The 24,889-nt window shown below is 40.6% G+C and carries 25 protein-coding genes; 21 read left to right on the top strand and 4 right to left on the bottom strand.

Annotated features, from left to right (window positions below; genetic code table 11):
• Positions 1 to 20 precede the first annotated feature (20 nt).
• The 10 genes from BM375_RS14240 to BM375_RS14200 all read left to right on the top strand — a co-directional run bounded on the left by BM375_RS14240 (position 21) and on the right by BM375_RS14200 (position 11,570).
• On the top strand, positions 21 to 959 hold the full coding sequence (locus tag BM375_RS14240) for an aspartate carbamoyltransferase catalytic subunit (protein WP_093367036.1): 939 nt from the start codon (positions 21 to 23) through the stop codon (positions 957 to 959).
• Between the two features lie 83 nt (positions 960 to 1,042).
• Entirely contained in the window at positions 1,043 to 1,210 is a 168-nt protein-coding gene (locus BM375_RS17230; RefSeq protein WP_170852679.1) for a hypothetical protein, read from the top strand.
• A 6-nt stretch (positions 1,211 to 1,216) separates the two neighbouring features.
• Entirely contained in the window at positions 1,217 to 1,642 is a 426-nt protein-coding gene (locus tag BM375_RS14235) for a type II toxin-antitoxin system VapC family toxin (RefSeq protein ID WP_093367035.1), read from the top strand.
• A gap of 544 nt (positions 1,643 to 2,186) precedes the next feature.
• Positions 2,187 to 5,216 (top strand): tetratricopeptide repeat protein, encoded by a 3,030-nt coding sequence (locus BM375_RS14230; protein WP_093367034.1) that lies wholly within the window; start codon positions 2,187 to 2,189, stop codon positions 5,214 to 5,216.
• 12 nt (positions 5,217 to 5,228) lie between these two features.
• Entirely contained in the window at positions 5,229 to 6,965 is a 1,737-nt protein-coding gene (locus BM375_RS14225; RefSeq protein ID WP_093367033.1) for a TonB-dependent receptor, read from the top strand.
• A gap of 38 nt (positions 6,966 to 7,003) precedes the next feature.
• Positions 7,004 to 8,062, top strand: coding sequence for an HU domain-containing protein (locus BM375_RS14220; protein WP_093367031.1), 1,059 nt, complete (start codon positions 7,004 to 7,006; stop codon positions 8,060 to 8,062).
• 101 nt (positions 8,063 to 8,163) lie between these two features.
• Positions 8,164 to 8,865 (top strand): MotA/TolQ/ExbB proton channel family protein, encoded by a 702-nt coding sequence (locus tag BM375_RS14215; protein WP_093367030.1) that lies wholly within the window; start codon positions 8,164 to 8,166, stop codon positions 8,863 to 8,865.
• Positions 8,866 to 8,943: 78 nt separating this feature from the next.
• Complete coding sequence (locus BM375_RS14210) at positions 8,944 to 9,351, top strand: ExbD/TolR family protein (protein ID WP_093367028.1); 408 nt, start codon at positions 8,944 to 8,946, stop codon at positions 9,349 to 9,351.
• A gap of 92 nt (positions 9,352 to 9,443) precedes the next feature.
• Positions 9,444 to 10,265 carry an energy transducer TonB gene (locus tag BM375_RS14205; protein ID WP_093367134.1) on the top strand — a complete coding sequence of 274 codons (822 nt, stop codon included), beginning with the start codon at positions 9,444 to 9,446 and terminating at the stop codon, positions 10,263 to 10,265.
• A 3-nt stretch (positions 10,266 to 10,268) separates the two neighbouring features.
• Entirely contained in the window at positions 10,269 to 11,570 is a 1,302-nt protein-coding gene (locus BM375_RS14200) for a bifunctional folylpolyglutamate synthase/dihydrofolate synthase (RefSeq protein ID WP_317614821.1), read from the top strand.
• Between the two features lie 49 nt (positions 11,571 to 11,619).
• Here the strand turns inward: BM375_RS14200 and BM375_RS14195 are convergent, their stop codons facing one another.
• Positions 11,620 to 12,489 (bottom strand): DUF4886 domain-containing protein, encoded by an 870-nt coding sequence (locus BM375_RS14195; RefSeq protein WP_244525916.1) that lies wholly within the window; start codon positions 12,487 to 12,489, stop codon positions 11,620 to 11,622.
• 125 nt (positions 12,490 to 12,614) lie between these two features.
• On the opposite strand from BM375_RS14195, the gene BM375_RS14190 reads away from it, so the two are divergent.
• The 3 genes from BM375_RS14190 to BM375_RS14180 all read left to right on the top strand — a co-directional run bounded on the left by BM375_RS14190 (position 12,615) and on the right by BM375_RS14180 (position 15,606).
• Positions 12,615 to 13,271, top strand: coding sequence for a protein-L-isoaspartate(D-aspartate) O-methyltransferase (locus BM375_RS14190; protein ID WP_093367025.1), 657 nt, complete (start codon positions 12,615 to 12,617; stop codon positions 13,269 to 13,271).
• Positions 13,272 to 13,307: 36 nt separating this feature from the next.
• On the top strand, positions 13,308 to 15,110 hold the full coding sequence (locus tag BM375_RS14185) for a MutS-related protein (RefSeq protein ID WP_093367024.1): 1,803 nt from the start codon (positions 13,308 to 13,310) through the stop codon (positions 15,108 to 15,110).
• Positions 15,111 to 15,210: 100 nt separating this feature from the next.
• Positions 15,211 to 15,606, top strand: coding sequence for an acyl-CoA thioesterase (locus tag BM375_RS14180; protein WP_093367022.1), 396 nt, complete (start codon positions 15,211 to 15,213; stop codon positions 15,604 to 15,606).
• A gap of 16 nt (positions 15,607 to 15,622) precedes the next feature.
• Here BM375_RS14180 and BM375_RS14175 read toward each other — a convergent pair whose 3' ends face one another.
• Entirely contained in the window at positions 15,623 to 15,997 is a 375-nt protein-coding gene (locus BM375_RS14175) for a DUF779 domain-containing protein (protein ID WP_093367021.1), read from the bottom strand.
• Between the two features lie 84 nt (positions 15,998 to 16,081).
• Entirely contained in the window at positions 16,082 to 17,584 is a 1,503-nt protein-coding gene (locus BM375_RS14170; RefSeq protein WP_093367019.1) for an aldehyde dehydrogenase family protein, read from the bottom strand.
• Positions 17,585 to 17,814: 230 nt separating this feature from the next.
• Here BM375_RS14170 and BM375_RS14165 point away from each other — a divergent pair, with 230 nt between their 5' ends.
• Positions 17,815 to 18,723, top strand: coding sequence for an AraC family transcriptional regulator (locus BM375_RS14165; protein ID WP_093367018.1), 909 nt, complete (start codon positions 17,815 to 17,817; stop codon positions 18,721 to 18,723).
• Here the strand turns inward: BM375_RS14165 and smpB are convergent, their stop codons facing one another.
• Entirely contained in the window at positions 18,724 to 19,179 is a 456-nt protein-coding gene (gene smpB / locus BM375_RS14160; protein ID WP_093367016.1) for an SsrA-binding protein SmpB, read from the bottom strand.
• Between the two features lie 371 nt (positions 19,180 to 19,550).
• Between smpB and spt the strand changes: the two genes are divergently transcribed.
• The 7 genes from spt (at position 19,551) to BM375_RS14125 (ending at position 24,885) form a co-directional block, all read left to right on the top strand.
• Positions 19,551 to 20,759, top strand: coding sequence for a serine palmitoyltransferase (gene spt, locus BM375_RS14155; protein WP_093367015.1), 1,209 nt, complete (start codon positions 19,551 to 19,553; stop codon positions 20,757 to 20,759).
• Between the two features lie 10 nt (positions 20,760 to 20,769).
• Positions 20,770 to 21,891: a hypothetical protein gene (locus BM375_RS14150; RefSeq protein ID WP_093367013.1), complete on the top strand. Its 1,122-nt coding sequence runs from the start codon at positions 20,770 to 20,772 to the stop codon at positions 21,889 to 21,891.
• Entirely contained in the window at positions 21,888 to 22,883 is a 996-nt protein-coding gene (locus tag BM375_RS14145; protein WP_093367012.1) for an NAD-dependent epimerase/dehydratase family protein, read from the top strand. Before BM375_RS14150 ends, BM375_RS14145 begins: the two co-directional genes overlap by 4 nt.
• The gene (locus BM375_RS14140) at positions 22,883 to 23,578 is read left to right on the top strand and encodes a CDP-alcohol phosphatidyltransferase family protein (protein ID WP_093367010.1); all 696 of its coding nucleotides are present in this window, start codon (positions 22,883 to 22,885) and stop codon (positions 23,576 to 23,578) included. The genes BM375_RS14145 and BM375_RS14140 overlap by 1 nt, the downstream gene beginning before the upstream one ends.
• On the top strand, positions 23,562 to 23,966 hold the full coding sequence (locus tag BM375_RS14135) for a GtrA family protein (protein WP_093367008.1): 405 nt from the start codon (positions 23,562 to 23,564) through the stop codon (positions 23,964 to 23,966). Before BM375_RS14140 ends, BM375_RS14135 begins: the two co-directional genes overlap by 17 nt.
• Positions 23,967 to 24,068: 102 nt before the next feature.
• Entirely contained in the window at positions 24,069 to 24,428 is a 360-nt protein-coding gene (locus tag BM375_RS14130; protein ID WP_093367007.1) for a DUF4870 domain-containing protein, read from the top strand.
• An 88-nt stretch (positions 24,429 to 24,516) separates the two neighbouring features.
• The gene (locus tag BM375_RS14125; RefSeq protein ID WP_093367005.1) at positions 24,517 to 24,885 is read left to right on the top strand and encodes a hypothetical protein; all 369 of its coding nucleotides are present in this window, start codon (positions 24,517 to 24,519) and stop codon (positions 24,883 to 24,885) included.
• Positions 24,886 to 24,889 lie beyond the last annotated feature (4 nt).

The raw sequence follows: 24,889 nt of genomic DNA, 5'->3' as shown, positions 1-24,889 counted from the left end.
GATAGAAAATTAAAAACAACATGTCTACAACAACGCAACAGCTAATTACGCGACATTTGTTGGGTATCAAAGACCTAAACGAAAACGATATTCAACTCATATTGGACACAGCTTCCAATTTTAAGGAAGTGCTTAATCGTCCAATCAAAAAAGTTCCATCCTTGCGCGATATTACTATTGCCAATGTTTTCTTTGAAAACTCTACCCGTACACGCCTTTCTTTTGAACTAGCTGAAAAACGCTTATCTGCCGATACGATTAATTTCGCCGCATCGTCATCATCTGTTAGTAAAGGAGAAACCCTGATTGATACGGTCAATAATATTCTAGCGATGAAAGTGGATATGATTGTGATGCGTCATCCGTATGCAGGAGCAGGGGTGTTCTTGAGCAAACATGTGGATGCACAGATTGTCAATGCCGGAGATGGTGCACACGAACATCCTACACAGGCGTTGTTGGATTCGTTCTCTATCCGCGAGCGTTTTGGTGATGTAGCTGGACGTAAGGTAGCTATAATTGGAGATATTTTGCACTCTCGCGTAGCGTTATCCAATATCTTATGCCTACAAAAACAAGGTGCAGAAGTTATGGTATGCGGACCAACGACATTGATTCCGAAGTATATTACCTCGCTCGGTGTTAAAGTAGAACATGATTTGATGAAAGCTTTGAACTGGTGTGATGTCGCGAATATGTTGCGTATTCAGTTGGAGCGCCAAGATATTGCTTATTTCCCATCCCTGCGCGAATATTCCATGTTGTACGGACTGAATAAACAGATATTGGATTCACTGGATAAAGAAATCACGATTATGCATCCGGGGCCAATCAACCGTGGTGTGGAGATCACCTCTGACGTAGCTGATAGCAAACATGCAATTATCCTTGATCAAGTCGAGAATGGTGTTGCAGTACGTATGGCAGTGTTATACTTGTTGGCTGGACAGCGCGGATAATCTGTTTTAAACGATTCTTCTTGTTTATAGTCTTAATTAAAAATACCTTATCTTTGGTTGGGTAGGAATTAAATATTAGCGATATGGGAGCAACAGTAAAGAAAATAGAAAAGAAAAAAGCTATACAATCAGCAGTAAAAACAGAGGAGAAAGCGCCTGCAAAAAGAATATCTAAAACCTGGGAGGCTGTTTTGAAATATAAAAATGATCCAGGTATTGAAATCGTAGATATGAGAGCTGTTTTGAAATAGTACGGCATGGCGCGTTATCTGTTAGATACGAATATTTTGATGTTTTTAATGTCATCGGAATTGGATGATATTTCTTCTGATGTTAAGAGTTTGATGGAAGATTATAATAATCGGTTATATGTCAGTTCTATTTCGGTTACAGAACTTTTACAACTCTATCGTATTGGCAAGATTAAAGCTAAAAAATATAAAACCTCTACAGAACTGCAGAAAGCTATCGAAAAAGACTACTTTATAGAAATCCTCCCATTCGCAAAAGAGCATACCAAGACACTGGCAGGGCTCCGTATCTCTAAAAATCACAATGACCCTTTTGACCATGCAATCATCTCGCATGCGATTACCGATAAACTTATCCTCATTTCCTCTGTCCGAAAGTTTGAAGACTATACAGCACACAAGCTAAATTTTGTGTTTAATAATAGGCGATAACCCGTGTACACGGGAGTTGCGTATAGCTTTTAAACTTCTGGCTTCCTTTTCTTATAGATCCGAGCGACACGATCGAACCAGTTCTACCTCGTATTCGTTTAAGCGATAGCGGTAACGAGTACGTACTACGACGGTTGCATTAGAAATGCAAAAGGAGAATGTGAGCTTGAATCCTCGGACGGGCGGGGACGAGAAAGTTCCAAGCTAAAAGAGAAGCAGACACTTCATATTGTTACTCTCCAAACGTTAATAAATGTGAAAATACGGGTGACAAAACCACCCCAGGCATATTTTTTGGACGATATACGCGTTATAAAGACGGTTATTAACAGATGTTAACAACTTTTGCGGAAAACTTGGTACTTTACTGTTAATTTAGTATGCTGAATATAGTGTCATTCAGAAGGAATGTACTATAGGTGTAATTTTGATATTTTTCATTAGAATAAATTGTTTTTCAAAGACAATGACACTTGCGTGAACGGGGTTAATCCTGCTTTTGCAGATAAGCACGCACAAGTTCATTTTTTACTTAATATTAAGTATGTATAAAAAAATCTATGGTGTAGGGGTTGCGTTGGGTATGATGAGTACCGCTTCATTTGCCCAGCAGACAGCTTGGCAAGATATCAACAACGCATATAAGACTGGTATGGAGTTGTTCGAACGAGGGAAATATAGTTCGGCAGCAAAGCAGTTTGACAAGGTGGAAGACATTCGGACAAAATCCAGTTTACAACTGGATGAGACGGCAGAGTTGACTATGCTCAAAGAGAATGTACGCTATTATCAGGCTATTTGTGCTTTGGAATTAGGCGATTCGGACGCGGAAAATCGTTTCTTGAAATATATTAAAGATTATCCGGCAAGTGCGAATTCGAAAGCTGCGTATTTCCAGATTGGTAAATCTTATTATGCGAAACAAGATTATACCAAAGCTATCGAATGGTTCCACAAAATAGACAGCAAAAACCTTGCTGGAGCGGAAAATACAGAATACCGTTTCAAACTGGCCTATGCCCAGTTCATGACCAATGATTACATGTCTTCTAAACCGCTTTTCGAACGTTTGAAAGATGAGAAAAGCCAGTATCAGGAAGCTTCTATTTATTATTATGCCTATCTAACTTATTTAGATGCAGAATATAAAACGGCATTAAACGAATTTGAACGACTCAACGGTTCCAAAACCTACGAAAATAGCTATCCGTATTATATTACTGCGCTTTATTTCTTGGACAAGCGGTATGATGATGTGTTAAGCTACGCGTTGCCGATATTGGATAGAACCAAGCAGGAGCATGAAACCGAAATGTTTCGTGTTGTAGCAGCCACCTATTTCATTAAAGGCGACCTGCAGAAATCAAAAGAATATTACGATAAATTCCAAGGACAGGACCAAGGAAAGACCCAAAACAACCAAGATAGTTACCAAATCGGTTATATCGCCTACAAGTTAGGTGATTATGAAAAAGCTATTCAGGAATTGGAAAAGCTTACAGAGCCAGACGCATATTACCAAAGTGCAATGGTCACTTTAGGAGACGCGTTCTTGAAAACCGGCAATAAACAAAGTGCACGTAACGCTTTCTTTCGGGCTTCAAAATTAGACTTCGACCCGCAATTGAAAGAAGAAGGTTTATTTAATTACGCGAAGCTATCGTATGAATTAGAATTCCACCAAGTGGCGTTGGATGCTATTCAAGAGTACTTAGATACTTACCGTACACCAAGCAAGCAGGAAGAAGCTAAAACCCTATTAGCAGAGGTGCTTTTGAGTACCAAAAATTACCGAGCAGCGGTAGATGTGTTGGAAGGGTTGAGCAGTCGTGGTAAAGAGGCAAATGCTGCTTATCAGAAAGTGACCTATTACCGTGGACTGGAGTTCTACAACGAACGTGCTTTTGAAAATGCCATTTCGATGTTCATGCGTTCGGAAGCAAATCGATATGATGAAGAAATCTATGCTTTGGCGATTTATTGGAAAGCGGAAGCGATGTACGAAGTGCGTAAATATGGTGAAGCAGTAACCAATTTCAATAAGTTCCTGCAGTTGCCAGCGGCCCGTACAACAGATGTGTATAGCTATGCGAATTATGCATTGGCTTATGCAGCGTTCCGTAATGACAGATACAGCACCGCAGCCAACTATTTTGAGCGTTTCTTAGCTACAGGTGGTAAAGATGGTATCGAGGCTAATACACGCAATGACGCTATTGCGCGTTTGGCAGACTCGTATTTTGGAACGAAAAATTACGGTCGTGCAAAAGAATATTATAATCGTTTAATCAGTTCTAAAGCACCAAGTCAAGATTATGCCTTGTTCCAATTGGGGATTATTCAAGGCTTGCAAGGCGACAATAGCGGTAAGGTCGCGACGTTGCAATCTGTTGTGCAGAAATTTCCGAAATCGAATTATGCAGATGATGTCGCTTTTGAAATTCCGTATACGTACTTCCTGACTGGAAATTATGATGGAGCTATCACCGGTTTGCAAAAAATGGTGGAAGAATACCCAAGAAGTAGCTACGTTCCACGTGCATTGATAACTATTGGTTTGGTACAGTATGATAAGGGAGATAACGATGCTGCATTGAAAACATTCCAACGTGTGGTGGATCAATATGCAACGACGGACGAAGCACGTCAAGCGATGCGTTCTATTGAGAATATCTACCTTGATAAGGACGATGCTGCAGGATATATACGTTATGCGACCAGTACCAATATTGGTAATTTGAGTACGGCAGAGCAAGATTCTCATGCTTTCGGCGTAGCGAAGAACCTATTTGATAGAGGAAACTTCCAAGGCGCAGTAGAGGCCGTGAATGCTTATTTTGATAAATATCCGAAGCCTATTAATGAGAAGCATGCGCGCTTTATCCGTGGAGAAAGTAATGCACGCTTGCACAAAGACCAGGAAGCGCTACACGATTTCAATATCATTATGAATGATTGGACCAGTGCCTATACAGAGCAGACTTTGATTTCAGTCGCTAATCTGCATTTGCGGAATAAAGCTTACAATGAAGCTGTTCAGGTATTGCGTAAACTGGAGTTGACATCGGAGTATAAATCCAACTATGGATTTGCAATCCGAAACTTGCTGATTAGTTTCTACAACGTAGGAGATTATGTGGAGACACATAATTATGCGAAGTTGTTGAAGGAATACGACAAATCATCTGAAGAAGATATCGCTTTAGCTCATTTGTATTCAGGAAAAGCGTATGCTGCGAATAATAAAGATGCAGACGCGCTGAAAGAATTTAATCTGGCAGCACTGAAAAGTAAAACAATAACAGGGGCTGAAGCACGCTATTTGGTCGCTGCGCAGCAGCTGAAAGCCAAACAATATGATAAGGCGATAGAATCGGCATTTGATATTTCAAATACGTTCTCGTCATATGATTATTGGGTAGCAAAAGGATTTATCTTAATGGCGGATGCTTATGCTGCTAAAGGCGATAAGTTTCAGGCAAAAACCACGTTGGAAAGTATTATCGATAACTATGAAGATGAAACAGACGGGGTCATCAAAGAGGCTAAATCACGTTTGGAAAAATTGAAATAACACGAACATTACATGAAATTGCATAAAACAGTATTTAGAAATTACGCAGTAGTAGCTTTATTGCTTGGACTAGGTGGGGAGGCATATGCGCAAACTGAGCCTGAAAAGCCGGTAACTATAGATTCTTTTGATGTCGTGCGTGATTATAAACCGCTTTTGGCTGACGCTGTAAAAATACGTCGTAGCCCGGATATGACCAATAAGCGTAGCTATATGCCAAAGCTGAGCTATGGCAGCATTCCCGATAAAAAATTGGATATCAATACCGGATTGAAGGAACTGGATGTACAGGAAACACCATTCTCTGCACCAAAGGATCAGACGGACAATTATGTGAAATTTGGTATCGGTAACTTCAATACCATTTTGGGTGAAGGCTATTTCTCCTACGATGCGTATGAGGATATGCGGGTAGGCGGTTTCGTGAAGCATCTGGGACAAAAAGGAAGTCTCGACGGACAGAAATTTTCACGTCAAGAAGTAGGTGTTTTCGGTCGCCGTATATTGCCACAGTTTACAGTGGATGGAGTTGTCGGTTATAACCGTTATGCAACCAATTTCTATGGCATTCCGATGGCTGACGATGGCATAACATCATTGAACCGTACTCCCGAAAAGCAGACATTCAATGATATTTATTTCACTGGTGAGCTGACTAGCAACTATGACCCGAATAATGAAGACGCCTTCAACTATTCGGCTAAATTAGATGCCTATACTTTCAGTGATAAATATAATGCAAAAGAAACATCAGTTGCGGTTTCTGCTTATTTGAATAAGCGTGTGCGTGCGTTTAATATTGGTGCCAACTTAAGTGTGGACGTCAATACGGTAGATGGTACATATACGCCAGCTGGAACCGGGCAAACCAAAAACTCTTTAGCGACTTTAAACCCTTATATCCGTTTTAAAGGAGATAACTACGCAATTACCTTGGGTGCGAATCTTGTGCCGGAATTTGGCGATAGCACCAGCTTCAACATTTTCCCTGCGGCAGAAGTTGATTTCGCTTTAGCACCTGAATACTTCCATATTTTCGGAGGTGTGAACGGTGGCGTGAAGAAAGCCTCTTATCGTGAATTTGCTCGTCAAAATCCATTCTTAGGCGAAAACTTGGTGATTCGCAATATGGTTGAACGTCTGCATTTCTTCGGAGGTATCAAGGGGAATGCCGGCGCAACATTTGGTTATAAAGTAAAAGCTACTTATCGCCAACTGGAAAATATGCCATTATTTGCCAATAACGCATCTACACCATTCCGTTTTGATATGGTTTATGATGGTGATGGCGACAAATCGGTTAAACATTTCGGTATCGAAGGGGAGTTGAATATTCGTCTTTCCGAGTTGATTAATTTGGGTGGACGTTTGAACATCGACCAGTATACTACCGCACAAGAAGAAGAGGCTTGGCATACACCTAAGCTCCGCTTAGCCGGTAATGCGCGATTCAATATTTCTGAGAAGTTATATATCGATGCCGAAGTGCTTTTCCATGGGTTGAGCTATGGAAAAGATTGGGATGATATTCCTGCTTCAACGGGATTCCCTACGCCTGCTCCACGCACTTTCAAAAAAGCAGAAGTTCCGGCTTTCGTGGATCTAAGTGCAGGAGCGGAATATAAAGCAACAAAACAATTAGGTGTATTCGTGCGAGCGAATAATATGTTCAATACAGAATACCAAACCTACCTGTACTATCCTCGTCTAGGATTTAATGTATTAGGCGGTTTAAATTTTTCATTTTAACAGCGGAAGATTATAACTTTGCGTCTTGATAATATCGGATGAATTTAGGTAAGAGTATATATAACTTATTAAAACGACAGGCAGAGGTCTATGTCAAGGGGTTGGGCACATTCAAGCGCAACCATACCTCGGCTACGTACGATGAAAAACGGAATGTTTACCTTCCGCCAATAAGTTATATCGACTTTGACCGATCAAGTGATAAGGGCTATGATTTTATCCAATATACACAGCAACTGCACGTAGTAGACAGAGCAGAGGCTGAGCGGATGGTAGAGTCTGCAGTAGTCCTGCTAATAGAAGCTATCCAGAATGAAGGACAAGCGAAGCTCGATGATTTGGGGTATTTGGTTAGCTATGGCGATAGTTACGTTTTCAAGGCTTTGGATTTATCCGGGTTTGATTATCAGCCTGTAGAAGCACTGCCGAATCAACCACTAATCGTTTCTCAGGAACAAACACCTGTGGAACCTATAGCAGTAACACCCGAACCGGAGGAAATTGTAGAGGAACCGACGGCAATGCCGGAAGCGGAACAACCTATTGCAGCAGAAGTGATTTTGCCTGAGGTTGAAACGGAAGAATATCGTGAAGAGGAACGTAAATCAAGTAATGCAATATGGTATGTGGTAGCTGCTGTTGTAGCGCTTGGTATTATCGCTGTCTTGTATTTTAGCTATCAAAATACAGGAACGAAACCGAAAGAAACATTGCCGGTACAAATTGCCGATAGCCACGATACGACAGAACAAGTACTTTCACCAAGCGATTCCATAGTACCACCATCGGACACATCGCAAACGTTGCCGGTAGACACATTGGTAAACGATGTTGAGGAAAAAACAGCATTGATTCCAGAACATCATTATTGGCAAATTGTTATCGGTTCACATAAGACTTTGGCACAGGCTTATGAGCAAGCTGAGGCTTACCATAAAGCGGGCTATCCGAGGGTAAAGGTGATTCCGAGTAACTTGGCGAAGAATCGGAAGAAAGTAATCTGGGATTCATACGCAACGAAAGCGGAAGTAGATTCCGCATTAAAATATGTGCAGAAGCATATCATAAAAGATGCTTGGCCGGATAAGATTAAATAAGAGGTTAAAAGATGAAATGATTAATTGTTTAAATGGTTAATCGTTGAAATGAACATAATTTAACAGTTTTAAAAAGTAAATAATAATTAGATAAATAGACTATGTCATTCATGCAAGACAATTTAGTGGCGGACTCCTTGAACACGGTTCAGCAACAAGCGGTACAATTGGCAACAACAGAAGAGAATTTGAACCTGATTCAATTATTGATGAAAGGAGGATGGATTATGATTCCTATTGTCTTCCTCTTGTTTTTGGGACTTGTTATCTTTTTCGAGCGCTATCTTACTATTCGTAAGGCATCCAGATCGGACTCAGGGTTGATGTCGCAGATCAAAAGCAATGTGATGTCCGGTAGATTGGATGCTGCTATTGCCGTTTGTCGTTCAAGTAATTCAGCCTTGGCGCGTATGTTGCAAAAAGGCTTAGGTCGTGTTGGCCGTCCAATCAAGGATATCGAAGGCGCTATTGAGAATGCCGGGAAATTGGAGGTATCCAAACTAGAGAAAAACATTAACATCTTAGGAATTATAGCCGGTATTGCGCCGATGCTTGGTTTCGTGGGAACAATCTTTGGGGTAATCCAGATTTTTCGTGATGTTGAGGTTGCAGGTGGTATCGATATTGGCTCGGTGTCAGGTGGTTTATATGTGAAGATGATTGCTTCGGCATCAGGTTTAACAGTAGGTATCTTAGCTTATATCGGCTATCATGTGTTAAATATGATGGTGGAACGTTTAATATTACGTATGGAAACGGATGCGGTGGAGTTTATCGACTTATTGGACGAACCGGGAGCATAGAAATTTGGAAATCAGGTGATTTGAAAATGTATTTTAACTACTGACAACTTATCACTGCCCACTGAAAACTGTTTAATAATGAATTTAAGAAATAGACGACATAAACCTACAGCCGAAGTGCACACAGCAGCGCTGAATGATATCATGTTCTTCCTGATGTTGTTCTTCCTGTTGGCCTCAGCGGTAGCCAATCCACAGGTAGTAAAATTGTTATTGCCTAAGTCAAGTGCAGGAGAGCAATCTGTGGCAAAGAAAACGATGACGGTCTCCATCACTGCAGATTTGAATTATCATGTGGATAAACAAACTATTGTTTTAGACCAATTGGAACCGATGATCCAGTCGCAGATTGTCAATGGGGAAGAGCTGACGATTATGCTTTACGCGGATAGTTCAGTGCCAATCCAAAATGTGATTGCTGTGATGGATGTGGCTAATAGAAATAAAGTGAAATTGGTTCTGGCGACAGAGCCTAAAAAAGATTAATAAGTTAACTGTTTAATCGTTGAACGGGTTAATTGACTTATACGATTTATCAGGTGGTCAGTTCCTCGATTCAGCGACAAAAAATAAAAGATATGTATTATCATACGCAAGAAGAGAACAATATGCCCAAAGCCTTGGGGCTTTCGTCCTTAGTGATGGGAGTCTTAGTGCTTATAGGCTTTTTTATTGTATTCGGAGGGGAAATTCCGCAGTATGGTATGGGAGGTATCATTGTAAACTACGGTACGGCAGAAGAGGGAATGGGTGATGATTTTATGAGTGTTGAAGAGCCCTCTATGGATGAAAATGCCAATAATGTACGTCCAGATAAAATAGATGAAACTAATACTCCTGTCCCTACACCATCCCAGCAGGTGGCTGATAAAAATGTAGCAACACAGGATATGGAAGATGCACCTGCACTTCCTAAGAATGAAAAACCGGTGAAAGCCAATGCCGATGTAGCGACAGTAGAGAAGAAAGACGCTACACCGGCGGTCAATCCGAATGCTCTTTATAAAGGCAAAAAGAATAACGCAACGAGTAGAGGAGATGGAACGGGTTCGGTAGCTGGTAATCAAGGAAGTGCTTTGGGAGATCCCACTGCTAGTAATTATGGCGAAGGTGGTTCTGGTTTTGGAAACCAACCGATAACATTAGCTAGCCGATTTTGGGCGGTATCTCCTAAAATTGAAGATAAAGGGCAATTTGAGGGGAAAGTAAATGTACAGGTAAGAGTAGATAAAAACGGAAACGTGATGTATGCACGTGCAGGTGTTGCAGGTTCTACGTATGTCTCGTCCGATGTTATTCAGATGTTGGAACGGGCATTTAGAAGTGCAAAGCTGAATGTCCTGCAAAATGCGCCTGAGTCCCAAACTTTTATTGTCCCTGTCAACTTCCGTTTAAGATAATATATGATGACATCTTATGCAGAGGTAATCGAGTATTTATATGCTCGATTACCTATGTTTACCCGTGATGGTGCTTCAGCCATTAAAAAGGACATAGATAATACTATTCTTTTCTGTGAAAAATTAGATAATCCTCACCAAAAATTCAAAAGCATTCATGTCGCCGGTACGAACGGCAAAGGCTCAACATCCCACATGTTGGCATCGGTATTGGCCTCGGCAGGATACAAGGTAGGACTTTATACATCGCCACATTTATTGGATTTCCGGGAGCGTATCCGTATCAACGGCGAGATGATTGCCGAAGAAACTGTTGTTTCTTTTGTTAACGAGAATCGGGAATTTATAGAACACATTGCTCCGTCTTTTTTTGAAGTCACGGTGGCGATGGCGTTTGACTATTTTGCCAAGCAGCAAGTGGATATTTCTGTGATAGAAGTAGGACTGGGCGGGCGTTTGGATAGTACCAATATTATTCATCCTGAATTGTGTGTAATTACCAATATTGGTATGGATCATATGAATCTGCTTGGCGATACTTTAGTCGAGATTGCTTATGAAAAAGCAGGCATCATTAAAGAGAAGGTACCCGTAGTAGTTTCAGAGAAAGATCCAGAAGTGGTTTCGGTTTTTGTAGAAAAGGCAACGGCGCTACAAGCTCCTTTACGATTTGCGTCAGATGAATTGGAGGTGTTGGGAACACAAAAAAATAAAAAAGGGTTGCTTGTTCAGATGAAGAATAAAGCAATTGGAGAACCACAATCCTGGCAAGTGGATCTGGCTGGAGGCTATCAACAAAAAAATTTATTAGGCGTATTGACCGCTCTCGACGTGTTGCGTAATCAAGGGTGGGTGTTAAATGAACAGGATGTGAAAGCGGGGCTACAGCATGTCAAAGAAAATACAGGTCTACAAGGGCGTTGGCAAACGCTTTCTGAAGAACCTTTTATTATCTGTGATACGGGACATAATGAAGATGGGGTGCGAGAGGTTGTGAAGAATCTGCAGCGGACACTTTATAAAAGACTTCATGTGTTGATTGGCGCTATGCGGGACAAAGATTTAAACCATATGTTGCCGCAATTGCCACAGGAAGCTATTTACTATTTTTGTCAGCCCGATATGCCTCGTGCCTTGCCAGCGATGGAGCTTAAAGAAAAAGCAGCAATTTTTAACTTACAAGGGGAGTCTTACGACTCCGTACAGTCTGCACTAGATACTGCAAAATCACAATATGAATCGGGAGATTTGATTTTTATTGGTGGAAGCAACTTTGTGGTAGCTGAAGTGTTAAGGTATTTTTAAGTGGGTTATACTTCCGAAGTTTTCAAAACTTCGGAAGTATAAATATACATTACAACGCCACCTTTGAAACCTTAAACGGTTTCTTAATCGCTTTGTGCGCGGCTTCTTTGGCAATCTTTGCTTGCAAGTCCGTTACCTGTTCAGGTTTATAAGGGTTCTTCCGGACGTCTTCCCCAAATAACTTTTCATACCAAGTGCATGCGGCTGTGAATCGCCCGTAATCCAAATGGAGGTGGTAGCCGTCCCGGGTATAGGTATCCCCAATAGAACTGGTTCGTGCATTCTGGATCGCTGTTCCTGCCGGAATGATAAATTTAAAATCTCGGGATTTATGAATTCGTTTCGTTGCGTCAGCAATTGCTTTGTACATCTGCTTTTGATCCCTGTTATAGTTAGCAAACCCTCCATGGTCAGAATCGTGTTGATATGCCCATGTCTGATGATAGACAAAAACTACATCAGCACCCGCAAGTTCACGAACATATTGTACGACTTGCGGCAGACTGGCTTGTATGACTTCATATTGTCCTGATAAAGGACTGGCTTGTTGAAAGCTGATATAATCCCAATTATCATCTGCAATTGCTTGTGCTATGCTCACGTCTTTTCGTACCTCTTTTTTTGCCTTTTCATCAATCTTAATGTAACGGTAGGCGGATGCATCCGCAATGAGGTTCTTTAAATGAAGGTCTAAAGGAGCGCCCCCTATATATAGATCGCCAATAACCAATTTTTTATTAGTCGCAATGGCTAATTCTGTCAGATAATTATCCAGGGCATCTTCCGAAAAGCTATTGCCGATAGCTAAAACTTTGATGATACCATCGTTGTTAATATCACCTTTTTGGGATTGTGCAAAAGTGGTTGAAGTCAAGACAAAGCCTATCAGGAACAGAAATACATGTAGTTTTCTCATCATTATTTAATTACGTTGTGCTATATGACGAATATAAGGAAACACATCCATTTTATAGGAGGTTGAGTGTAAACATTTTGCAAATTGATAGGTAAAATGTGGGCTAACAATGGTATTTTTGGGGAACAATGGCTTATAAATTTGTAGATAATTACCGTGAGCAAGGGGCGAGGAAACAACTTGTTAGACATCTTGAAAAACGAGGAATAGAAGACAAGCGAGTGTTGCAGGCGATAGGTAAAGTTCCCCGCCACTTTTTCTTTGATGAGACATTTTGGAATCAAGCCTATAGGGATATTGCTTTCCCAATAGGTGATGGTCAGACTATTTCGCAACCTTATACTGTGGCTTATCAATCCGAGCTCCTACATGTTAAAAAGGGAGACAAGATTCTGGAAATCGGTACGGGTTCAGGATACCAGACTTGTGTTTTAATGGAGTTGGGAGCTGATGTTTACACGATCGAACGACAGGAAAATTTATACCAACGTACTATCCAAGTGTTGCCTTATATAGGATATAGGCCACATTTCTTTTTAGGTGATGGCTCGAAAGGAATTCCTGAACATGCTCCTTATGATAAAATCATTGTTACGGCAGGAGCTCCTTTTGTTCCTGAAATTATGCTGAAGCAATTGAAATTAGGTGGTTTGCTGGTCATCCCTGTTGGCGATGAAAAATCGCAAAAAATGGTTACTATTTTACGCGTAGGGGAGAATGACTTTGAACGTATAGAGTTGGACACGTTCCGGTTTGTACCACTTGTCGGCGACCAAGCTTGGTAATAAACTTTTCCATGACCACTATCACTTTTTTAAAATATGATATATCAAACTTATCAACATAACGTAGCACTGGCCAAGGCGGAGATACAGCGCCTTAGCAAAGCTATCAATCAGAATAGTTTAGCGCGTTTGGCGGTGATTTTGGGAGGAGGGGCATTGTTGTTCTACTCTTTCCAGCAGAATAGCATTGGGTTGGTATTAGGCTTGACTTTGTTCATTGTCTTGTTGTTCGCTTTCTTAGTTAATCGGCAAAGTAAGCTGGAAAAGCATAGAGAAGGTCAGCAGGCATTCCTTAGGGTGAATGAAAATGAGCTAGAACTGGCCAAGCACCGGAAAACCATCTATAGCGAAGGCGGTACGTTTGAAGATGGAAAGCATCCTTACACCTCGGATTTGGATATTTTTGGTCCGTTTTCCCTATTTACTTTATTGAATAGATGTGCCACGGGTATGGGCGTGCTTCAATTGGCTGATTGGTTACGGAAAGCAGCAAGCAAGGGGGAGATATTGGAAAGGCAATCCGCTGCCAAGGAAATTGCCAATGATCTTGAATGGAGTCAGCGTTTTCAATCCAAGTTGATTTTTAATTTAGGGCAAGAATGGGAAGCCAAAGCCTTTTTGCAAAAGTATTTTATAGACTCAGCACTACAGTTTGGAAATGCCTTTATGCGTTTATACGTAACCGTTGCACCTTTTATCTTATTGGCGGGTGTCTTCTATTCTGTTTTTGTTCAGCCGATTTGGGGGCTGGTAATCGGCTTAGCACTTATCCATCTTTTCTGGACTTTGGGAATGGCGGGGCGAGTGGGCTTGTTTTCGAGCAAGATTGATAAAGTAGGGCAGGTGCTTATGGCGTATGCCGAAGGAATTGCATGTATTGAGGGGCGTTCTTTTAAGGCTGCTAAGCTGAAAGCTGCGCAAGAAAAACTCCTAATTGATGACACAAAGCTTTCCAGGGCGTTTAAAGAATTAGCAACCCTGATTAACCATTTAGATGCACGTAATAATATGCTGATGGGTGCTCTGCTCAATATGCTGTTTCTATGGGATTTTAAATATGTGATGAAGATTGTGCAATGGAAAGAAAAGTATCAAGGGCAGGTATTGATCGCTTTTGATGTGGTTTCTGAGTTTGAAGCAATCAATTCACTTGCTATTTTGCAACGCAATCACCCGGATTGGGCTACTCCAGTCTTATTGGATAACCCATTGACGGATATTATATCGACAAAAGGTATCAACCATCCATTAATTTCTACGAACACCGCTGTTGCCAATGATTATAACAGTGAGAAACATGCTATTGCATTGATTACAGGATCTAATATGGCAGGGAAGAGTACCTTCTTGCGGACAATAGGGATAAATGCTGTGCTTGCTTATGCCGGGGCGGTCACTTGTAGCCAATCTTTTATCTTACCTATCCACCAACTGATTACTTATATGCGGATCAAAGATTCGCTGAATGAAAGTACATCCACCTTTAAGGCTGAGCTGGATCGGATGAAATATATATTAGAAACGGTCGAACAAGATAAGAAAAGCTTCTTTTTGATTGATGAGATGCTTAGGGGAACAAACTCTGTCGATAAATATTTAGGGTCGCGTGCGATTATTAAAAAACTTATCGCGTATGAAGCGAAGGGCATGGTCGCAACACACGATTTGCAATTGGCGACATTGGCTGAGGAATATCCCGGGAAGGTTCAAAATTACCATTTCGACATACAGGTAAAGGAAGGCGAGATGCTTTTTGATTATAAGTTGAAAGATGGGAAATGTACGATCTTCAATGCCTCGATGCTGTTAAAAGGTATCGGAGTTGACGTGGAGAGTTAATTTGGAAATATAAGAATTTAGAGATTTGAAATTGATTAGTCTTAAAGACTTTTGAATTTCTGTCGCATATCTCAATACTCACATCTCAAATACTAAAAAGATGACTATAGAACAACGAATAAGGGAATCCGAAACACGTGTATGTACCACAGTGTTTCCTTTTTTAACCAACCACCACGATACACTTTTTGGAGGTAAAGCTATGGCCATTATGGACGAGGTTTCTTTTATGGCCGCGACACGCTTCTGTCGTAAACGCTTGGTGACTGTTTCGACCGATAGGATTGATTTTGAAAAAGCTATTCCTAACGGAAGTATTATTGAAGCCGTTGCTCGGGTGGAGAGTATAGGCCGGACAAGTCTGAAAGTGAAAGTAGAGATTTTCTTGGAGAAAATGTACGAAGAAGGCCGGGAATTGGCTATCCAAGGGATGTTTACTTTTGTCGCTTTGGATGATGATAAAAAGCCAATGCCGGTGTTAGAGGGGTTGGATTAGGAGTAGAGTCAACAGGTTACTCATTCCGTTTGACTGCGGTTAAATTCTCTAGTTCATCTTCAGTAAATAACCGATAGTGCACTTTGAAAGTCTTGCCTAATGGGGTCTCCAGCGAGAAACCACCAGGACCAAAGCCATCCAAAACGTCCAACGTGAAATGAGCGTATTTCCAGTATTCAAATAAATCCCTATCTACCCAAAATTCATACCCCTCGACAAGTCCGATCATCGCATCATTCATGCGGGGGAAGAACCCACCTTTTTCAAAACACTGGGGCTGTGTGCCTTCACAGCATCCGCCGGCTTGATAGAACATGAGGTCGCCATGTTTCTCAGCTAATTCATGGATAAGTTTTTTTGCTTCTTCGGTTGCGTCTATACGTTTGATCATAGTGGTAGTTTTTTGAATAAGGGACAAGGAGCAAAGACAAAGGACGATTAAAGTCCTTCATCCTTGCTCTTTCATCTTTATTCTCTAAAAGAATCCTAATTTTTGTTTGCTGTACGAAATTAACATGTTCTTCGTTTGGCGATAGTGTGCCAGCATCATTTTATGGTTTTCGCGTCCTACACCAGACTGTTTGTAACCTCCAAATGGAGCGCCTGCCGGATAAGCATGATACTGATTAACCCAAACGCGACCAGCTTGTATAGCGCGAGGTACCTGGTACAGCTCATGTGCATCACGTGTCCAAACACCGGCACCTAACCCATATAATGTATCATTGGCAATCTCAATAGCTTCTTCAACTGTTTTAAAAGTAGTTACAGCTAATACCGGGCCGAAAATTTCTTCTTGGAAGATGCGCATCTTATTGTGTCCCTTAAATAAGGTGGGTTTAATATAATAACCATTTTCAAAGCCTTCTCCGATATTGTTTTCGTCGCCGCCTGTTAAGACTTCAGCTCCCTCTTCCTTGCCAAGTTTGAGGTAAGACATAATTTTATCTTTTTGGATTTTAGAAGCCTGTGCACCCATCATGGTTGTGGGGTCTAACGGATCACCAACTTTTATTTGATTGACTCGATCAATAACTTTGGCAATAAAGCGGTCATATATATCTTCCTGGATAAGAAGACGAGAAGGGCAGGTGCAGATCTCACCTTGATTTAGAGCAAATAATACAGCGCCTTCTACAGCTTTGTCCAAAAAGTCATCGTCTGCATCCATAACAGAGTTGAAGAATACGTTCGGAGATTTTCCGCCCAATTCCAATGTGACAGGAATGATGTTTTCGGTAGCGTATTGCATCACCAAGCGACCTGTGGCAGTAGAGCCTGTGAAAGCAGCTTTGCTTACCTTTGGATTGGTTACTAAAGCCCGTCCTAATTCAGCTCCAAATCCATTGACTACATTGACTACTCCTGCAGGGATCAAATCTCCAATCAATTCCATCAAGACCAAGATAGAGGTTGGGGTGCTTTCTGCGGGTTTCAATACTACTGTACAGCCTGCGGCTAACGCCGGAGCGAGTTTCCATACCGCCATAAGAATAGGGAAATTCCATGGAATGATCTGGGCTACAACACCGATTGGTTCGTGGACAATTAAGGAGACCGTATTGGCATCCAATTCGGTATGTGAACCTTCTTCTGCGCGGATTACGCTTGCAAAATAGCGAAAGTGGTCAATAGCTAATGGAATGTCCGCGTTCAAAGTTTCACGAACAGCTTTCCCATTATCAATGGTCTCTACTGCAGCGATGTATGCTAAGTTTTCCTCGATTCGGTCAGCAATTTTGTTTAAAATGATGCTGCGTTCAGTAACAGAAGTTTTGCTCCAGGTCTTGAATGCTTTACTTGCGGTATCTACCGCTAATTCTAGATCCTCTTTGGTAGAATGTGCAACTTGGGTAAATACTTTGCCGTCCACAGGGGAGATGTTGTCAAAGTATTTACCTAAAATTGGAGCTGCGAATTTTCCACCGATGTAATTGTCATAACGTTCCTTGAACGTTGGTCTTTGAATTGTTGCCATATTGTTTAACTATTTGTTATAATTTATGTTTACTTTATTCAAGGTTTCCTCATTCCTGTATCCCCTTGTTTTCCCTCTATTTCTGGTATGCTATCCAAAGTTAGGCGACAGGAAGTTTTTTGTGTAGCATTATTGTGCCAAAGAGTAGCACAATAATCCCAGCAGTTTTTGCGTAATAATACTATAATTGTTATTTTTGATAAAGGACGTGTTTTAAAGCCGGAGGCCAAATGAACCCAAAAAATGCACTGGACAAATTGCCATTTTCATCGATAAACAAACTCAATTCGCTCGTTGAGAACCGACGGGCCTATACTCTCCATGATTTTGAATTGAATATATTCGAAACCTATGAGGCAAGTATGTCTGTGCCTTTGGAATTCAGTGAATTGGTTATCATTAATATGATACAAGGTAAAAAGGTTATGCATTTTCAGGACAAGGTGTCTTTTGATTATTTTCCGGGCGAAACCTTGCTCTTGCCGGAATATACCAAAATGTCCATCGACTTTCCTGAAGCTTGCATGGAAGAACCTGCGCAGTGTACAGCCATTACGATAGATGCTAAAAAGGTGGATGAGGTCGTAAACTATCTGAATGAATTCTACCCGAATCGAGAAACAAGCACGCATTGGTCCTTTCAACTGGATAAGTTTCATTTCAGCAATAGCGAGGAACTCTGTCGATTGACAAACCGTCTATTTCAGGTTAGTCTTAGTGGCGATATGCATAAAGAGGCTTTAGCCGATTTAGTGCTTAGAGAGCTGTTGATCCGGATTATGCAATTGCAGGGGCTTTTGGTGTTGGAAGAGAATACTGCGGGCAACAGTTCGGTATTTACACACATCAAACAGTATGTCCGAGAAAATATAACGGAGAAACTTTCGGTCGATAAGCTTTGTAAACGGGTGGGAATGAGTAAAAGCACGCTTTCTCGAGCTTTCAAGACGGAGTTCGGTATCAGCCCAATTGAGTTTGTGATCCGGGAACGTTTGAAGTATGCTAAAAAGATGCTTCAAGTTTCCAAAAGCGTGAAAGAAGCATGTTTCTCAGCCGGTTTTTCGGATGTTAATTACTTTATCCGAATATTCAAACAGCGTGAAGGACTAACCCCCGGAGAATATGTTTTAAAACATTAACTATCGTTTCATTACACGATCAAGTTCTCGTTTTGACTCACGTTCTTTAATAGTTTCTCGTTTGTCAAAGTCTTTTTTACCCTGTGCAAGGGCAATTTCTACTTTGGCAAAGCCGCGTTCACTAATGAAAATCCGTAGTGGAACGATCGTAAAACCTTTCTCTTCACCCTTTTCTCTTAGCTTCTTTAATTCCTTTTTTGTTAAAAGCAACTGGCGGTCCCGTTTTGCTTCATGGTTGTAAAAAGAACCAAAGGAGTACTCTGCAATATGCATGTTGCGGATGTATAATCCATCATCGAAGAAAGAACAGAAGCTATCGTTAATATTCGCTTTTCCTTCGCGAATAGATTTGATTTCAGTGCCTAAAAGACGGATACCTGCTACATAGCGGTCTATAAGGTGATATTCAAAAGATGCGCGTTTATTTTTTATATTGATATTTGCTGCTATAGCCATTTTATACTTTGTTAAACGACAAAAATAGTTAATTTAAATTTTTAACATACTTTTTTCGTGCCAAACTATTGCTAATGTCTTAACAATAATTTAATTTTATGAGATTGATATGTTTTTTGATTACACTAAATCCGATGAAGTTTTGTATGTTTGCAGCGGTTTTTTGGAGTGTAAGATAGAATACAATTGGTTATATTTTTTAGGGAAGTTGGTGTAATGTTCACATACATACTTAATTAACGTCCTTAAAAAAGTAAAATTGTATTTTTTTGTTTATTATTTTATTTTTGACGATTATTGCTAAAGAGTCAAAAATAAAAATAATGACTTTTTTGAAATAGAATATCACAAGAAAAAGAAATACCTACAGCATGAGCAAGGGAAAGTTAAGTGAAAGAACAGCTAAGTTCTTACAGAGCGAACTGGAGCCAATCAAGTCAAATAATCTATATGCTTATTTTCGACCTATCCAATCAAAGCAGGACACTGAAGTCCTGATAGATGGGAGACGCGTTCTGATGTTTGGTTCTAATTCCTATCTGGGATTAACGACCGACGTACGTATCATTGAAGCGGCTCAACAAGCTTTAGCAAAATACGGTACAGGATGTGCCGGTTCCCGTTTCCTAAACGGAACATTGGATATCCATGTTGAACTGGAAGAAAAATTAGCTGCTTATGTAGGTAAAGAAGCTTCCGTGCTATTCAGTACTGGGTTTCAGTCTAATTTAGGGCCATTGTCATGCTTGACAGGTCGCAACGATTATATTTTATTGGATGAGCGTAATCATGCTTCTATTATTGATGGAAGTCGCCTTTCATTCTCCAAAGTGATCAAATACGCTCACAATGATATGGAAGACCTGCGTGCTAAAATAGCACGTTTACCTGAAGAAAGTTTTAAACTTATCGCAACAGATGGCATTTTCAGTATGGAAGGGGATATCGTCAACCTACCGGAGTTGGTGAAAATTGCGAACGAATTTGATGCGGCGATTTTGTGTGATGATGCACATAGTTTAGGGGTGATAGGTGATAAGGGGGCAGGCACGGCCAGCCACTTTGGTTTGACGGATCAAGTGGATCTTATTATGGGAACTTTCAGTAAATCTTTAGCTTCTTTGGGCGGATTTGTTGCTGCAGATAAAGATACTGTTGAATATTTGAAGCATAGGGCACGTTCGTTGATGTTCAGTGCGAGTATGACGCCTGCTTCGGTAGCTTCTACATTGAAAGCGTTGGAAATTATCCAAGCGGAACCGGAGCACATTGAAAAGTTATGGGATAATACTAATTATGCTAAAAAGCTGCTATTGGAAAGTGGATTTGATTTAGGTCCTACCGAAAGTCCGATATTACCGATTTTCGTGCGTAATAACGATAAAACGTACTACGTGACGAAAATGCTTCAAGATAATGGCGTATTTGTGAATCCGGTAGTTGCCCCGGCAGTTCCGGCTGAAGAATCATTGATTCGTTTCTCATTGATGGCTACACATACCTTCGACCAGATTGATGAAGCTATCGATAAAATGACAAAAGTATTCAAAACCTTAGAGGTTGAAACTTTTATTAGTTAAGTAAAACACAATGGTGAGAATAGTTCCTGTTGAATCGAAAAAGCAACTAAAAGCTTTCATTGATTTTCCTCATGATTTATATGCGGATGATCCAAATTATGTGCCTGAATTGTTTGCTTCTCAACAGGATTTATTATCGCCTGATAAACACCCTTTCTATAAACATTCTTCTGCCCAACCCTTTTTGGCGTATAAGGGCGATCGTATCGTTGGTCGAATCTTAGCTATTTGGAATACTAATCATAATGCTTTTAATCAGGTAGAAGAGGGGCAGTTTGGTTTTTTTGACGTGGTCGATGATCAAGCTGTGGCTGATGCATTGTTGGGACAGGCAGAAATGTGGGTTAAAGAAAAAGGAGGGAAGAATATTGTCGGACCGATTAACCTGTCTACAAATGATAGTTGCGGTCTGTTGGTGGAAGGTTTTGACCGTCCTCCGATGGCGATGATGCCTTATAATAAGCCGTATTATGTTGACTTGTTGGTCAACTCAGGCTACCTGAAAAAGGTTGATTTGCGGGCTTATTTGGTAACGAAAAGCACTGCTAGTCAACGTTCGGTTATGCTGCTTGATAAATTGGAAGAGCGGCTTAAACGATCGGGAATTGTACTCCGACAAATTAATTTGAAGGATTTTAACAACGAAGCCGAAAAAATAAAGCGTGTTTATAATAAAGCTTGGGATAAGAACTTAGGGTTTGTGCCAATGACGGACGATGAATTCAGCCATACGGCGAAGGATTTGAAAATGATCGTTGATCCGAAGTATTGTATTGTTGCTGAAAAAGAGAATGAGATTGTAGGCTTTGCGTTGGGGGTGCCAAATGTGAACGAAGTGCTTATTAAGATAAAACGAGGGCGCTTGTTTCCTTTCGGGATTTTCAAACTTTTGTTTGGATTAAAGAAAATTAAAACAGTACGTGTCCTGATGTTAGGCGTGCTGGAAAGTTATAGAAAGTTGGGTATTGAGGCCTGCCTATATGGCCGTATCATAAAAAATGCCCTTCCTTCGGGTATTGAAGCTGCCGAATGTTCGTGGATGTTGGATCATAATTATATGATGAACCATGCTATCGAGCAGATAAACGCTGAATTCTATAAGCGTTATCGCCTTTATGAAAAAGCTTTATGAGCAAAAAAATCTTAATAACCGGGGCGAGTGGATTTGTGGGAAGTCATCTTGTAGAATTGGCTTTTCAGTCGGGTTTTGAAGTACACGCTGCGGTACGTCAGAGCAGTGATGTCAATAGTATCCGCCCTTTTGTTCATAAATTTATCTACCCTGATTTTAAGAACCTAACAAATCTCCGTCAATTATTCGATGAGGAAGGGTATGTATATGTTGTTCATGCTGCTGCAATGACCAAATCTAAAACAGAGGAGGCAATGTGGGAAGTAAATGTGGGACATACAGAACGCCTTATACAAGCTGCTTTTTCTTCCTTGAATATGCCTCAACGAGTGGTTTTTGTCAGTAGTTTGGCTGCTATCGGGCCAGTGGGCTATGAAGATGCCTTGATTGATGAATCCTCTCCCTATCGACCTGTCACGGTGTATGGTAGAAGTAAAAAGGCTGCAGAGGAGATGTTGAGATCTAAATTTGCGGACAAACCTATTACTGTCATCCGCCCAACTGCCGTATATGGACCACGAGAAAAAGATTTGTTCATTCTGTTTGATACAATGAATAAAGGGGTTGATGCCTATGTGGGAAAAGCTCCTCAGAAACTATCGTTTATTTATGTAAAGGATTTGGTCGAAGTATTGTTGAATGCTTGTTTTGCATCCCAATCGGGTTATTGCACATTCAATATAACGGATGGTCAAGTGTATTCCCGTTATGCTATGGCAGAAGCTTTCAAGGAAAGTCAGGGAAAGAAGCTGTTGCGTATACATGTTCCTTACGTCGTCGTGGAAAAAGCAGCTGTTTTTTCACAATGGCTGTACAAAGGGTCTAAAAAAACTCCCGTCTTGTACCCTGAACGTTTAAATGAATTAACTGCTCAGAACTGGGGCTGTGATATTACTGCAGCAAAGACTGTATTGGGATTTTCCCCTCAATATGATTTGCGTAAGGGGATGCAGGAGAGTCTTCTTTGGTATAAAGAAAATAATTGGTTATAATGAGTCAACAAATTAATAAAAAGCTTTTCCAAGATAGGAAAAGAACAAATATCTTAAGTAATCCTGAACAAAAATTTATTTCTTACCTGGTGCCTAAGATTCCCTCGTGGATATCTTCAGATGGGCTAACAGGTATTGGTTTTTTCGGTTCACTGATGATTTTAGGTAGTTTTCTTATGGCGGAATATGTTGCTCGTCCTTGGTTGCTTCTTGGAATCGTTGGTTTTTTTGTGCAATGGTTTGGCGATTCGCTGGATGGTCGTATAGCATATTATCGCAATAAATCACGAAAATGGTATGGCTTTGCTTTGGATATTGTGATGGATTGGGTGAGTACGGTATTTATTGGTCTGGGCTATGTTCTTTATGCTCCGGATGATTTTAAATATTCGGGTTTTGCATTGGTGTCCTTGTATGGTTGGGCAATGATTATTTCGCAACTTCGCTATCGTATTACAGATAAATATACTATTGATGCTGGTTTGTTAGGCCCTACCGAAATCCGTGTGATTATATGTGCGGTGCTTTTGTCTGAAGTTATTTTCCCGGGAAGCATCAATTATTTGGTGATTCTGATCTGTGTTTTTCTGTTTATCATCAATTGTGTGGATACTAAAAAATTACTTGATTTGGGCGATTTGAAAGATAAGGAGGAGAAAGAGAAGAAAGCAGCAACTTATGAACAAAAGGGATAGGGCGAGTAACTTTTTCCTTTCTTTTGGTAAAGCACAGATTTCTGCTTTTATCGGTGGAATATCTGATTTTGCCATTTATACTTTCTGCTTGCAAGTCCTTGGCTTCTCCGCCCATGGTTCAAATGTGTTAAGCGGCACGTTAGGCGCTATTGTTAACTTTACGATAAATCGATATTGGGCATTTGAAAGTACTACGCAGCCTATTGGCAATCAGTTGTGGAAATTCGTACTGGTTGTCATAGGCAGTATTTCCTTGAAATCTACTGGAATTTATTTGCTGGTTGATTATCTACATTGGAATCCTTTCTATTCCAAATTAGCAGTGGAACTTGTCGTTTCGTTATCTTTTAATTTTCTGCTACAGAAATATTGGGTGTTTAGAAAATAAGCTTTTTTTTCCGCTTAAACACTCTTTTCCCTTTAAACAGTATCGTTGTTTTTTTGAATAATTTTTCTATTTTTACTGTAATAAACTTAAATATTTTAAAAAATGGAAAATTTTGAACAACAAACACCACCACCTCCTGCACCGCAAGGTGATGGTAAGACGACCGCTATTGTAGCGTATTTAACTTGGATTGGTTTGGTTGTCGCTCTTGTTATGAATAGCAATGCCAAAAGTAGCTTGGGCACTTTTCATATTCGGCAGAGTATAGGTATTATGTTGACAGGTATTGCATCTAGTTTTGTCGCTATTATACCATTTTTAGGTTGGATTGTAGCCTTAGTTGGTGCGATTTTGGTGTTGGTGATGTGGATTACGTCTTTCTTGAATGCGTTAAGCGGTAAAGAAAAGGGTGCATTATTCTTAGGAGATAAATTTGACGAATGGTTCGCCGCGATTAAGTAATAATATTGTTCCATAGTCCTTCGGTTCCATGCCGAAGGGCTTTTGGATATTTTTATAAATATATTAGGCTCTGCTTCCCGAGCTTTATATGAGATGTTTATTTTACCCTAAGGATAAACAGTTTTTCATAAGCGAGATATTTCTTTGGTTCTGCCCGAAATTGGTTCGGAGGGTGTTCGATATTTCTTCGGGTCGGCTTCGACTGGTGTTCGAGATTTCTTCGGCATTTCTTCGAGATCTGTTCGGGACAGCTTCGGGACATCTTCGGGAGTTCTTCGACTGTTGTTCGGCTATTGTTCGACTGCGAGTCGAAGAACAGTCGAAGGATAGTCGAAGCGCAGCCGAAGGCGGGTCGAAGGTTTCCCGAACCGGTCCGGGAGCAGTGCGGGAGCATTCCCGTAGCGTAGCGGCAGGTATGCCGGAGAAGATGGTGTCCGCCCCTTTGGGGTTTCCCTAGCGGG

The sequence above is a fragment of the Sphingobacterium wenxiniae genome (assembly GCF_900116225.1).
GTDB classification, from domain to species: domain Bacteria; phylum Bacteroidota; class Bacteroidia; order Sphingobacteriales; family Sphingobacteriaceae; genus Sphingobacterium; species Sphingobacterium wenxiniae.
The sequence above is the reverse complement of the archived record's forward strand: the minus strand, read 5'-3'. Positions and strand labels throughout refer to the sequence as shown.

What these genes read in the sequence shown, in the direction of transcription:
- BM375_RS14165 (WP_093367018.1), top strand. Translation starts at nt 17,815, where the DNA reads ATGAACCCAAAAAATGCACTGGACAAATTGCCATTTTCATCGATAAAC.
- BM375_RS14175 (WP_093367021.1), bottom strand. Translation starts at nt 15,997, where the DNA reads ATGATCAAACGTATAGACGCAACCGAAGAAGCAAAAAAACTTATCCAT.
- BM375_RS14195 (WP_244525916.1), bottom strand. Translation starts at nt 12,489, where the DNA reads ATGATGAGAAAACTACATGTATTTCTGTTCCTGATAGGCTTTGTCTTG.
- BM375_RS14170 (WP_093367019.1), bottom strand. Translation starts at nt 17,584, where the DNA reads ATGGCAACAATTCAAAGACCAACGTTCAAGGAACGTTATGACAATTAC.
- BM375_RS14230 (WP_093367034.1), top strand. Translation starts at nt 2,187, where the DNA reads ATGTATAAAAAAATCTATGGTGTAGGGGTTGCGTTGGGTATGATGAGT.
- BM375_RS14185 (WP_093367024.1), top strand. Translation starts at nt 13,308, where the DNA reads ATGATATATCAAACTTATCAACATAACGTAGCACTGGCCAAGGCGGAG.
- BM375_RS14205 (WP_093367134.1), top strand. Translation starts at nt 9,444, where the DNA reads ATGTATTATCATACGCAAGAAGAGAACAATATGCCCAAAGCCTTGGGG.
- BM375_RS14125 (WP_093367005.1), top strand. Translation starts at nt 24,517, where the DNA reads ATGAGATGTTTATTTTACCCTAAGGATAAACAGTTTTTCATAAGCGAG.
- BM375_RS14145 (WP_093367012.1), top strand. Translation starts at nt 21,888, where the DNA reads ATGAGCAAAAAAATCTTAATAACCGGGGCGAGTGGATTTGTGGGAAGT.
- BM375_RS14210 (WP_093367028.1), top strand. Translation starts at nt 8,944, where the DNA reads ATGAATTTAAGAAATAGACGACATAAACCTACAGCCGAAGTGCACACA.
- BM375_RS14220 (WP_093367031.1), top strand. Translation starts at nt 7,004, where the DNA reads ATGAATTTAGGTAAGAGTATATATAACTTATTAAAACGACAGGCAGAG.
- BM375_RS14200 (WP_317614821.1), top strand. Translation starts at nt 10,269, where the DNA reads ATGATGACATCTTATGCAGAGGTAATCGAGTATTTATATGCTCGATTA.
- BM375_RS14240 (WP_093367036.1), top strand. Translation starts at nt 21, where the DNA reads ATGTCTACAACAACGCAACAGCTAATTACGCGACATTTGTTGGGTATC.
- BM375_RS14215 (WP_093367030.1), top strand. Translation starts at nt 8,164, where the DNA reads ATGTCATTCATGCAAGACAATTTAGTGGCGGACTCCTTGAACACGGTT.
- BM375_RS14180 (WP_093367022.1), top strand. Translation starts at nt 15,211, where the DNA reads ATGACTATAGAACAACGAATAAGGGAATCCGAAACACGTGTATGTACC.
- BM375_RS14235 (WP_093367035.1), top strand. Translation starts at nt 1,217, where the DNA reads ATGGCGCGTTATCTGTTAGATACGAATATTTTGATGTTTTTAATGTCA.
- BM375_RS17230 (WP_170852679.1), top strand. Translation starts at nt 1,043, where the DNA reads ATGGGAGCAACAGTAAAGAAAATAGAAAAGAAAAAAGCTATACAATCA.
- smpB (WP_093367016.1), bottom strand. Translation starts at nt 19,179, where the DNA reads ATGGCTATAGCAGCAAATATCAATATAAAAAATAAACGCGCATCTTTT.
- BM375_RS14130 (WP_093367007.1), top strand. Translation starts at nt 24,069, where the DNA reads ATGGAAAATTTTGAACAACAAACACCACCACCTCCTGCACCGCAAGGT.
- BM375_RS14190 (WP_093367025.1), top strand. Translation starts at nt 12,615, where the DNA reads ATGGCTTATAAATTTGTAGATAATTACCGTGAGCAAGGGGCGAGGAAA.
- BM375_RS14135 (WP_093367008.1), top strand. Translation starts at nt 23,562, where the DNA reads ATGAACAAAAGGGATAGGGCGAGTAACTTTTTCCTTTCTTTTGGTAAA.
- BM375_RS14225 (WP_093367033.1), top strand. Translation starts at nt 5,229, where the DNA reads ATGAAATTGCATAAAACAGTATTTAGAAATTACGCAGTAGTAGCTTTA.
- spt (WP_093367015.1), top strand. Translation starts at nt 19,551, where the DNA reads ATGAGCAAGGGAAAGTTAAGTGAAAGAACAGCTAAGTTCTTACAGAGC.
- BM375_RS14140 (WP_093367010.1), top strand. Translation starts at nt 22,883, where the DNA reads ATGAGTCAACAAATTAATAAAAAGCTTTTCCAAGATAGGAAAAGAACA.
- BM375_RS14150 (WP_093367013.1), top strand. Translation starts at nt 20,770, where the DNA reads ATGGTGAGAATAGTTCCTGTTGAATCGAAAAAGCAACTAAAAGCTTTC.